This window comes from Dactylosporangium aurantiacum (genome assembly GCF_000716715.1).
Lineage (GTDB): Bacteria > Actinomycetota > Actinomycetes > Mycobacteriales > Micromonosporaceae > Dactylosporangium > Dactylosporangium aurantiacum.
This window is the reverse complement of the sequence record NZ_JNYJ01000008.1, coordinates 269,825-281,378: the sequence shown is the minus strand read 5'-3', so window position 1 is coordinate 281,378 and position 11,554 is coordinate 269,825. Positions and strand designations below refer to the sequence as shown.

Below are 11,554 nucleotides of genomic sequence, written 5' to 3'. Positions count from 1 at the left end.
CTGAATCGCGCGGTGGTCCCTCGTCGACACCCTCGCACTTCGATGCGAGCGTTGCCGATGGATTCCCCGGCGATAGTGTGCGTTGTCAATATCATCACGGGTTCGGTCTGCCCGGTTCCGGTCGCGGTCACCCCGCCCGGTGCGGCAGGCCGACTTGAGGAGGCTTCATGGTGCGAAAACGCCTGGTCACGACCGCGGTCGTCGTCCTCGCCGCGCCGGTGCTCGTCGCCCTGCCGGGTTCCCCGGCGTCGGCGGCCCCGGTCCAGGCGCCTGCGGCGTCCAGTGCGAGCAAGACGTCCGACACGCGGCACATGACCCGCACGAACTTCACGTTGGACGGCAAGCTGGTCGACACGTCGAAGATGGCCAAGCCGGCGCAGCGACGAGCGCTGGCCGCGGGGGAGACCCCGGCCGTCGGCACGGTCCGTCAGTGGCTGGGTTCGGACGACTACCAAGGCCGGCTGTACCGCAAGGACTACGTCCTGCGGGGCGTCGGTGAGCACATCGAGGTCTGGGTCGCGGTCGACACCTCGTTCCCGGCGGGCGACTGCCGCAACGCGGTGCCGAACACGACCACGGTCACCGACGCTCAGGTGGCGAACTTCATCCACGAGTTCGACACCAACATGTACCCGAAGGAGACCGCGGCCTTCAGCACGCCGCCGAACCGGGACGGCAGCAACGCGCTGCTCGGCCCGGACGCCAACGGCAACGGCGGCGTGTACACCGGCGGCGGCGAGAAGACGGTGACGCTGGTCGACAACGTCCGGGACGACAACTACTACACGTTCCCGGCCGCGACGACCTACATCGCAGGCTTCTTCTCCTCGCAGTTCAACGAGCTGTTCGACCGTAACGTCATGACGATCGACGCGTTCGACTGGGAGCACCGCACCGGTGCCAACCCCGTCGACGCGCCGAGCAGCGACGTGTGCACCAGCCGCCCGGCGCGCCCGACCCTCTACGAGGGCACGTTCGCGCACGAGTGGCAGCACCTGCTGCTGTCCTACGTGGACCCGAACGAGAGCACCTGGATGAACGAGGGTCTGTCCGACTTCGCCCAGACGCTCACCGGGTACGTCGACGGCACGAAGACGGTCTACGACAAGGGCGGCGACAGCCACCTGTACTGCTTCCAGGGTTACGGCCCGGTGCAGACCCCCTACAACCCCAACCCGCGTGACTGCGGTGGCTCCCAGAACTCGCTCAACCTCTGGGGCGAGGGCGGCAACGGTGCCGGTGTGCTCGCCGACTACGGCAACGCGTACCAGCTGATGCTCTACCTCTACGACCACTACGGTCAGGACATCATCGAGCGGCTGCACCGCGACGGCGACCTGCAGGGGCTCGTGAGCCTCGACGCCGCGGTGAAGGCCGAGGGCGCCAAGGACGTGTACACGGTGCTGCACGACTACCAGTCGTCGGTGCTGCTGGACAAGCTCCTCGACGACTCGCGGTACAGCGTCATGCTCGGCGCGGACAAGAAGAAGGTCACGTCGAAGAGCGTCCGCTCCTCGGTGAACCTCGCGAACACGCAGAGCTACAGCGTGCCCGGAGCGGCCCCGAACGGCGCCGACTACGTGCTGCTGCAGAAGAACGGCACGGCCATCAAGGGCAGGGACCTGCGGTCCTTGAAGTTCACGGGCGCCGCCCAGCTGCCGGCGCTGCCGCTGGCCTGGACGCTGGTGAACAACGACCCCGACCGGCCGGGCAACTCCGTGCTGTTCTCGGGCAACGCGAACAACACCGACGCCACCGCGGTCCTCCCGGTGACGGTCCCCGCCTCCAACGCGACGCTGACCTTCCAGGCGAAGTACGGCGCCGAGCTCGGGTACGACTACGGCTACGTCGTGGTCTCCACCGACGGTGGCACGACCTACACCGCGATCCCCGGTGACAAGACCGTCGACGCGCCGCTCGGGCCCGGCCTGAACGGCACGACGGCCGGCTTCGAGGCGCACAGCTTCGACCTGTCCGCGTACGCGGGCAAGTCGATCCTGCTGGGCTTCCGCTACGTCAGCGACGGCGGTGTCAACGAGGGCGGCCTGCTCATCGACGACATCACCCTCGGCGGCACCACGCTGAGCGACGGGTCCAGCCTGGCCCCGTTCGACTCGCCGACGGAGATCAACCCGGTCGAGGTCAACAACTGGCACGTCAAGCTCGTCGGCATCGACGAGGCGCACAACCTCGCCTGGCAGTTCGAGTTCACCGGGAAGAACACCATCTCGCTGAACTGGATCCAGCTGGCGCTGCTGTCGCTGTTCCCGAAGGTCGTCGCGGTCGTCGCGTACGACGAGCCGACGGAGCAGGTCCAGCAGTACGCGCCGTACACCCTCACGGTGAACGGCGTCGTCCAGCCGGGCGGCAGCGCCTGACGCTCCAACGGTGACGGGCACCCCTGTTCGCAGGGGTGCCCGTTCTGTTTTCCGGTGCCACCAGGTCTCCGGTGGTGCTACCAGCCCACGGCGACCAGCAGCCACTGCGGGCTGCCGTGCGAGACGAACGACGACTGGTTGGCGTAGTCGTCGTAGGGGAAGCCGTACGACAGCTTGTCGATGGCGTGGTCGTGCCAGAACTTCGCGTAGTAGTTCGCCGGCGCGGCCTGGTAGTACAGGCTCGGCGTCGACCACTGCGACTGCGGCAGCTGCCGCACGTGCCGGTTGAGCGCGGCGCAGTTGGCCGGGTCGTTCGCCAGGACCCCGGCGCAGCCGAACACGTCCGACGTCGCGGCGTTGATGCCGTACTGCGCGGCGTACGCAGTGAAGTAGTTCGCGTTGGCCCCGCCGGCCCGGAACGACGGGTCGCTGCCCGGCGCGATGATCCGGTACGGCGCCTGCGCCTGGGCGAGCACGTCGAACTGCGCCGGCACCTCGTCGATGAACCGCTGGAACGTCGCCGCCCGGCTCTCCGCGAACGTCGCCTGGTCCTCACCGACCTGCACGTCGTAGCCGTCGCGGGCGTGCAGCCGCATCGCCAGCTTCAGGCCGAACGCGTCGACGCGGGTGGTGTTGCCGTTGAACACCGACGCCCCGACGGTGAACTCGATGAAGTCGTAGTACTGGCTGTTCGGGCTGCCGAGGTAGAAGTACATGCGGCCGGCGGAGTTCGCGGGCATGTCCAGGTACGGCTGCTCGGCGATGCTGTGCGTCTGGCCGTTGAAGCTCCAGTAGACCTGGCTGTCGGGGTACTGCCCGTTGGTGCGGTTGAGCACCTTCACCATGACGACGTTGGTGGGGTTCGGGATGGTGGACGTGTCGCCCCAGAACGACGACGGGGGCTGCGACGTCGGCGGCTGCGACGTGGGCGGCGAGGCGGGCCCGCCGGTGGTGCGCACCGCGAACTCCCACAGCGAGTAGCCGTAGGCGGTGGCCCGGGCGGTGCCGTACATCCGCACGTACCGGCCGCTGCCGGACACGGTGAGGGTCTGCACGCCGCCGGTGCCGGCGGTGGTGTTGTAGATCGACGTCCAGGTGCTGCCGTTGCCGGAGACCTGGATCGAGAACGACCGGGCGTACGCGGCCTCCCAGGTCAGCACGACCTGGCAGACGGTGACGGTCGCGCCCAGGTCGACCTGCACCCACTGCGGGTCGCTGAACGCGCTGGACCAGCGGGTGCCGGTGTTGCCGTCGAAGGCGGCGGACGCGGGGGAGGCGGCGTTCTCCGTCGACGACGCGGTGGCCGGGCGGCCCTGTGCGGCGTTCGCGGTGCCACAGCCGGTCCCGCCGGTCGTGCCGTACACCTGGAACTCCCACAGCGAGTAGCCGTACGCGGTGCCGCGGGCGGTGCCGTTCATCCGCACGTACCGGCCGCTGCCGGACACGGCGAGGGTCTGCACGCCACCGGCGCCGGTCGTGGTGGAGTACACGGTGGTCCAGGTGCTGCCGTCGGTGGACAGCTGGATGGTGAACGCGCGGGCGTAGGCGGCCTCCCAGTTGAGCACCACCTGGTCGACGGCGGCGGTCTGGCCGAGGTCGACCTGGATCCACTGGGGGTCGCTGAACGCGCTGGACCAGCGGGTGCCGGTGTTGCCGTCGGTGGCGAGGGCGGCGCCGGACGCGGCGTTCTCCGTCGACGACGCGGTGGTGGGGCGGCCCTGCGACAGCAGGGAGCTGGCGGCGCTGGCGGCGGTGACGGTGAACGCGGCGTAGCCGGCGACGAGCGCGGCGACGAGGAGGCCGGCGATGCGCCGGCCCCGGGTTCCTGACATGGGTTCTCCCTGGATGGCGGGGGTCCGACAGGGCATGGCGGACCGCCGCCGCACCACGTCGATGCACCGGGAGGGCGGGTGGCCGGTGCTGGCGGGCGACGGTCACAACAGGCAGAGAGAGCGCTCTCTCGACACTCAGGGTGGTCGATTCACGCTGGCGCGTCAAGAGTCGCGTTTTGAGGCTCACCGATGAGGGCACGGGGCGAGGAGGGAATCCTGGGAGGTGCACCTTGTCCGACACGCAGTCCGCCCCGGCGCCGACCGGCGGCATCATCCGCAGCCTCATCCCCGCCCGGATCGACCGGCTGACCTGGGCCCCGTTCCACACCAGAATGGTGTTGGCGCTGGGCACCGCCTGGGTCCTCGACGGCCTGGAGATCACCATCGCGAGCGCCGTCGGTGCGGTGCTCAACAAGCAGGAGACGCTCGGCCTCAGCAGCACGCAGGTCGGCGCGATCGCCACCGTGTACCTGCTGGGCGAGGTCTTCGGCGCCCTGTTCTTCGGCCGGCTCTCCGACGCCCTGGGCCGCAAGAACCTGTTCGTGGTCACCCTCGGCGTCTACCTCGCCGGCAACGCCCTGACGGCGCTGACCTGGGGTAACAGCACGCTGAGCCTGATCTTCCTCTACCTGACGAGATTCATCGCCGGCGCCGGCATCGGCGGGGAGTACGCGGCGATCAACTCGGCGATCGACGAGATGATGCCGGCGAGGTACCGCGGCCGCGTCGACATCGGCGTCAACGGCACCTACTGGGGCGGCGCCATCATCGGCACCCTGGGCACGTACATCCTGCTCAACCACATCTCGCTGAACATCAGCTGGCGGCTGGGCTTCCTCATCGGCCCGATCATCGGTCTGGCCATCTGGAACCTGCGCCGGCACCTGCCGGAGAGCCCCCGCTGGCTCATCATGCACGGCCGCGAGCAGGAGGCCGAGGAGAGCATCGCGTCGATCGAGCGCGACGTCGAGCGGTCCGGGCAGACCCTCGCCCCGGTCGACGAGAACGCCGCGATCGAGGTCCGCCCGTCCGCGTCCCACGGGTACCTGTCACTGATCAAGGTGCTGTTCCAGCGGTACCCGTCCCGCTCCGCCCTGTCGGCGACCCTGATGATCACGCAGTCGTTCCTGTACAACGCGATCTTCTTCACGTACACGCTGGTGCTGTCGAAGTTCTACGACGTCGACGCCGAGAAGACCCCGATCTACCTGATCGCGTTCGCCCTCGGCAACCTGGCCGGCCCCCTGCTGCTCGGCCACCTCTTCGACACCGTCGGCCGGCGCAAGATGATCTCCGGCACGTACATCCTGTCCGGCGTGCTCCTGGCGATCTCGGCCTGGATGTTCGACGCGGGCATGCTCAACGCGTTCACGCAGACCCTCGCGTGGTGCGTCATCTTCTTCTTCGCCTCGGCCGGCGCCAGCTCGGCGTACCTGACCGTCAGCGAGATCTTCCCGCTCGAGGTCCGGGCCCAGGCGATCGCGGTGTTCTTCGCCATCGCCCAGTGCTTCGGCGCGATCGGCCCGATCTTCTACGGCTGGCTGATCGGCGAGGGCGAGGACCCCGGCAAGCTCTTCATCGGCTACCTCATCGGCGCCGCCGTGATGATCATCGGCGGCGTGGTCGAGGCCGTCCTCGGCGTCGACGCCGAGGGCAAGTCCCTGGAGGACGTCGCCAGCCCGCTGTCCGCCGTCACCACCCGCCCCCGCGCCACCGGCTGACCCCCTCAGCCTCCGCCACCGACCTCGGAGGCCGTGCCCCGTTCCCGGCCACGGCCTCCGAGGTCGCCGCGCATCCCGCGGTGGATCGCTGCAACCCGGTGCGTTGCTGTTGCCCTGGCGGCAGGGATTCACCGGGTTGATGGACTCCGGCTGCGGAGGGGCGACCACCGGGATAGCGCGCGCATGCGCGGGAAGCTGCCGCGCGGCAGCGCATGGCGGTGCGAGCGCAGCGAGCATGGGGGCCGCGGGTGGGAACCCGCGCAGCGAGTTCAGCACGGTACTGTCTAGTACCATGAGTGGGACGGTGGTGCGGTGGGCTACCAAGCACGGGTTCGCGCGGCTCGGGATCAGCGCGGCCGCCCGTAAGGGCGACATCCAGGCGCGGTACTTCGTCGATCCTGAGGTGCGGGCCGACCCGTACCCGTTCTACGACCGGATCCGGGAGCAGGGCCCGCTCGTGCGGGGCAGCCTGATGTGGGCGACGGCCCGGCACGACGTGGCGTCGGCGGTGCTGCGCAGCGACGCCTTCGGCGTCGGGTTCAGCGACCGCCGGCTGCCGGCGCCGGTGGCGCTGCTGTGGCGGCTGGGCCGGCGCACCACGCCGATCGGGCCGGTCGACCCGCCGTCGATGCTCGTCACCGACCCGCCGGACCACACCCGGTACCGGCGGCTGGTGGCGAAGGTCTTCACCGCCCGGGCGATCGAGGGGCTGCGACCGAAGATCGAGCAGACGGCGCAGGAGCTGCTCAGCGACCTCGGGCCGCGGTTCGACCTGGTGGAGCGGTACGCGGCGCTGCTGCCGGTCACAGTCATCGCCGACATCCTCGGCGTGCCGATGGCGATGCGGCGGCAGTTCCTGGACTGGGGGACGATGGCGGCGCCGACGCTGGACCTGGGGCTGACGTTCCGGCAGTACCGGCGCACCGAGATCGGCATCCGGCGCAGCAACGCCTGGATGCGGGGGCACTTCGAGCGGTTGCGCGCGCGGCCCGGCGACGACCTGCTCAGCCAGCTGGTGCACCTGGAGGGCGAGCAGCTCACCGACGACGAGCTCCTGGCGACCGCGGGGCTGCTGCTCGCCGCCGGGTTCGAGACGACGGTGAACCTGCTCGGCACCGGCGCCGCGCTGCTCATGACGCACCCCGACGAGCTCGGCAAGCTGCGGGACGACCCGGGCCGGTGGCGGGGCGCGGTGGAGGAGATGCTGCGGTACGACTCGCCGGTGCAGAACACGGCCAGGGTCTGCCAGCGGCCGGTCGAGATCGCCGGGGTGCGCCTGCAGCCGGGGCACGTGGTCGTGCCGATGCTCGGCGGCGCCAATCGGGACCCGGCGGTCTTCGACGACCCGGGGCGCTTCGACGTGACCCGGCCCAACGCCCGCGACCACCTGTCGTTCTCCGGCGGCGTGCACTACTGCCTCGGCGCGGCCCTGGCCCGCCTGGAGGGCGAGATCGGCCTGAAGGCGCTGTTCGACCGGCATCCCGGCCTGGTCATCGACGGCACCCCACGGCGGCGGCGCACCCGGGTACTGCGCGGTTACGCGTCGCTACCGGTCGCGGCACCGGTCACCGTCTGACCTCGATCGTGTTTCCCGCAGAACACGGAATTCGCACCGCCGTTCGTCCGTGAAATGACCGCCGAGGCCGAAACAATGCCGAAGCGAAATTGCTATTCCCGCATCACATGGCGACCCGAGGATGCACACCGAGGGACGAGTGTGGGGTGGGACGTTGCGCAGGTACCTGGCTTTTGCCGCCGTGCTGACACTGGTGGCGTCGCTGGTCGGACCGGTGTCGCCGGCGGTCGCCGCGACCCCTGCGGGATTCGCCACGCAACTGGTCCTCGGCGCAGGTCTGGACGGCCCTTCCGGATTCGAGATCGCCCCGGACGGGCGCATATTCATCCTCGAGCGCAGCGGCAAGATCAAGATCTTCAAGGACGGCCGGCTGCTCCCGGAACCCTTCGCTGACCTGCCATCGGAGGCCTCCGGCGACCGCGGGCTCATCGGTGTCGCGTTCGACCCGGCGTTCGGTGTGGCGAACCACTACGTCTACTTCTATTACACCGGGCACGACCTGCTGAATCACCTGGTGCGTTTCGACGCGTCCGGCGACATCGGCACCGACGGCCCGTACACCATATTTCAGACACAATCGCCGTCGCAGTTGCTGCACGTCGGTGGAAGCATCAGGTTCGGCCCCGACGGAAAGCTCTACTTCGCCGTCGGCGACAACGGCTATCCACCGAACGCGCAGGATCTGAGCAACCCGCACGGCAAAATTCTGCGCATCAACCCGGACGGCACCATTCCGCCCGACAACCCGTTCGCCGGGCAGCCCGGAAAACTCGGCGCGATCTGGGCATACGGATTCCGCAACCCATGGCGGTTCCAGTTCGACAGCGCCACCGGCCGCCTCTACGGCGGCGACGTCGGTGACTACACGTGGGAAGAGCTCAACCTCATCGTCAAGGGCGGCAACTACGGCTGGCCGGTCAACGAGGGCCGCTGCACCACCACCTGCGCCGGCTACCGCGAGCCGCTGCACGCGTACAACCACGACGGCGGCAGCGGCGCGGTCACCGCCGGGCCCGTCTACCACGGCGGCCAGTTCCCCGCCGAGTACCAGGGCAGCATGTTCTTCGGCGACTACTCCCGCGGCTTCATCAAGCGGGCACTGCTCGACGACGCCGGCCAGATCACCCAGGTCGTGGACTTCGACCCGGACGCCGGCAGCGTCGTGGACCTGAAGGTCGCCCCCGACGGCTCGCTGTACTACATCACCTACTTCCCGGGCCAGCTGTACCGGATCTCCTACAGCCTCGCCGGCAACGCCCCCACGGTGCGGGCGTCCTCGGACTCGACCGGCGGGCAGCAGCCGCTCACCGTGCACTTCAGCAGCGCCGGTACCGCCGACCCGGACGGCGACGACCTCACCTACGTCTGGGACCTCGGCGACGGCACCACCAGCACCGCCCCGAACCCGGCGAAGACCTACCCGTCGGTCGGCGTCTACCCGGTGACCCTGCGCGTCTCCGACGGGCAGCACACGGTCACGTCCAGGCCGATCGTCGTGCAGGTCGGCACCCCACCGGCCGTCCGGGTCGCCGCACCCGCCGACGGCGCCCGGTACGACTCCGGCGACACCGTCACCTACAACGCGTTCGGCACCGACGCCGCCGGCTACGACGTCAGCGACGGCGACATCAAGACCGAGATCTTCCTGCACCACAACACGCACGTCCATCCGTTCCTCGGACCGCTGACCGGCCGGGTCGGCACGTTCACCATCCCGGTCACCGGCGAGGCGTCCGCCGACACCTGGTTCGAGATCGCCGTGCACGTCACCGACCGCAACGGCCTGACCAGCTCGAAGTCGGTGTTCATCTACCCGCGCACGTCGCTGATGACGTTCACCACCAGCCCGCCCGGCCTCGGCCTGACCCTCGACGGCGTGCCGGTCCCGTCCCCGGACACCGTCCACGGCGTCGTCGGCTTCCAGCGCGAGATCGCCGCGCCGCCGACCGCGGTCGCCGCCGACGGCACCGTCTACCACTTCACCGGCTGGTCCGACGGCGGCGCCATCCGCCACTTCATCACCACCCCGGCCACTGCCATGGACTCGACCGCGACGTGGACCGCGACCTACGCCCCGTCGGCGCCGTTCCTCGGCGAGTACTTCAACAACCCGGACCTGGCCGGCCCGCCCGCCCTCACCCGGCAGGACCCGAAGGTCGACTTCATCTGGTCGGTGCAGCCGCCCGGCCCCGGCGTCGACGCCGACCACTTCTCCGCCCGCTGGTCCAAGACGCAGTTCTTCGCCGCCGGCCGGTACCGCTTCACCGTCGCCTCCGACGACGGCGCCCGCCTGTACCTCGACGACGAGCTCGTCATCGACCAGTGGCACGACCAGGGCCCGACCGCGTACGACCACGTCGCCGACCTCGCCGCCGGAGCCCACAAGGTCCGCCTGGAGTTCTACGACAACGTCGTGGACGCCAGCGCCAAGCTGACCTGGGAGACGACCCCGGACCAGCCCCGTGACACGTTCACCGCCGAGTACTGGAACACCCCCGGCGCCGGCACCGCACCGACGATCCCGGCGACCCGCCCGCAGCTGACCCGCGACGAGCCGGCCGTCGACCACGACTGGGTCCTCGGCTCCCCGGACCCCGTGATCGACGCCGACCACTTCGTCGCCCGGTACACCCGGCCGCTGACCCTGACCGCCGGCTACTACGACTTCACCACCACCTCCGACGACGGGGTCCGGCTCTGGGTCGACGGCCAGCTGGTCATCGACCACTGGGGCGACCAGGGCGTCACCACGTACACCGCCCGGCTGGCCCTGGGCGGCGGCGCGCACACGATCGTCATGGAGTACTACGAGAACGCCGCCGGCGCCCTCGCCCGGCTCACCTGGGACCGCGCCGGCGACCTGCCGCCGGCACCGGCGTACACCGCCACCTACTGGAACACGCCCGGCGCCGGCTCCCAGCCGTCGATCCCGGCCCGCGTCCCGGACCTCGTGCGCGCCGAACCCGCCATCGACCACCGGTACGGCGACGGCGGCCCCGGCGACGGCATCGGCGTGGACCACTTCGTCGCCGTCTACACCCGCACCGACGTGCTGCCGTCGGGCCTGTACCGGTTCAGCGGCGCCGCCGACGACGGGGTCCGCGTCTACGTCGACGACCAGCTGGTCCTGGCGAAGTGGCAGGAGCAGAACGAGGAGTTCACCGCCGACCGGCTGCTGTCCGGCGGCCCGCACACGATCCGCGTCGAGTACTACGAGAACGCCGCCGGCGCCCGGCTGCAGTTCGGGTACCGCCGCGTCGGCGACCTCACCTCCCCACCCGGCTGGGACGGCGCCTACTACCGCGGCACCGACCTCGCCGGCCCGCCCGCGATACTGCGCCAGGACACCGCCGTCGACTTCGACTGGGGCCTCGGCGCACCCGGCCCCGGCGTGCCCGCCGACGGGTTCTCGGCCCGCTGGACCCGCACCGACACCCTCGCCGCCGGCGTCTACACGTTCAAGCTCCTCGCCGACGACGGCGCCCGGCTCTGGGTCGACGGGGTGCTCGTCCTCGACGAGTGGCGCGACCAGCCGCCGTCGACGTTCGTCGTGCAGCGCAACCTCGCCGAGGGCGCCCACGTCATCGTCGTGGAGTACTACGAGCGGGCCGCCGGCGCGATCGCCCGGCTCAGCTACGACAAGACCGCCGACCCGCCGCCACCGACCCCGTGGACGGCCTCCTTCTACGCCGATCCGACCGCCACCGGAATTCCCGTGCTGACCCGGCAGGACCTCGCCGTCGACCACGACTGGGGCCTGCAGGCCCCGGCCGACGGCGTGCCCGCCGACGGGTTCTCCGCCCGCTGGACCAGGACCGACCACCTGCCCGGCGGCACGTACCGCATCACCGCCACCAGTGACGACGGCATCCGCGTCTCGATCGACGGAGCCGTGGTGATCGACGGATGGTCCGACCACCCGCCGACCACGTACACGTACGAAACCGCCCTGGCTGAAGGCGAGCACACCTTCACCGTCGAGTACTTCGACAGCGGCGGCGGCGCACTGGCGCGCTGTTCGGTCATCCGGTTGTGAGATCGCTGAAG

5 protein-coding genes are annotated in these 11,554 nt (G+C 70.2%); 4 read left to right on the top strand and 1 reads right to left on the bottom strand.

Features of this window, described 5'->3' with window-relative positions:
* Positions 1-167: 167 nt before the first annotated feature.
* Positions 168-2,378 (top strand): choice-of-anchor J domain-containing protein, encoded by a 2,211-nt coding sequence (locus tag OP18_RS12215; RefSeq protein ID WP_052386584.1) that lies wholly within the window; start codon positions 168-170, stop codon positions 2,376-2,378.
* A 77-nt stretch (positions 2,379-2,455) separates the two neighbouring features.
* Here the strand turns inward: OP18_RS12215 and OP18_RS12210 are convergent, their stop codons facing one another.
* Positions 2,456-4,210 carry a galactose-binding domain-containing protein gene (locus OP18_RS12210; protein WP_033358875.1) on the bottom strand — a complete coding sequence of 585 codons (1,755 nt, stop codon included), beginning with the start codon at positions 4,208-4,210 and terminating at the stop codon, positions 2,456-2,458.
* A 230-nt stretch (positions 4,211-4,440) separates the two neighbouring features.
* On the opposite strand from OP18_RS12210, the gene OP18_RS12205 reads away from it, so the two are divergent.
* The 3 genes from OP18_RS12205 to OP18_RS52335 all read left to right on the top strand — a co-directional run bounded on the left by OP18_RS12205 (position 4,441) and on the right by OP18_RS52335 (position 11,543).
* Positions 4,441-5,931 (top strand): MFS transporter, encoded by a 1,491-nt coding sequence (locus OP18_RS12205; RefSeq protein ID WP_245635351.1) that lies wholly within the window; start codon positions 4,441-4,443, stop codon positions 5,929-5,931.
* Between the two features lie 292 nt (positions 5,932-6,223).
* On the top strand, positions 6,224-7,507 hold the full coding sequence (locus OP18_RS12200; RefSeq protein ID WP_033358874.1) for a cytochrome P450: 1,284 nt from the start codon (positions 6,224-6,226) through the stop codon (positions 7,505-7,507).
* Between the two features lie 154 nt (positions 7,508-7,661).
* A complete protein-coding gene (locus tag OP18_RS52335) occupies positions 7,662-11,543 on the top strand; it encodes a PA14 domain-containing protein (RefSeq protein WP_162189781.1) in 3,882 nt (1,293 codons plus the stop codon).
* Positions 11,544-11,554 lie beyond the last annotated feature (11 nt).

Excerpts from the sequence above, each read along its gene's own strand:
- OP18_RS12215 (WP_052386584.1), top strand. The coding sequence starts at position 168 with ATGGTGCGAAAACGCCTGGTCACGACCGCGGTCGTCGTCCTCGCCGCG.
- OP18_RS12210 (WP_033358875.1), bottom strand. The coding sequence starts at position 4,210 with ATGTCAGGAACCCGGGGCCGGCGCATCGCCGGCCTCCTCGTCGCCGCG.
- OP18_RS12200 (WP_033358874.1), top strand. The coding sequence starts at position 6,224 with ATGAGTGGGACGGTGGTGCGGTGGGCTACCAAGCACGGGTTCGCGCGG.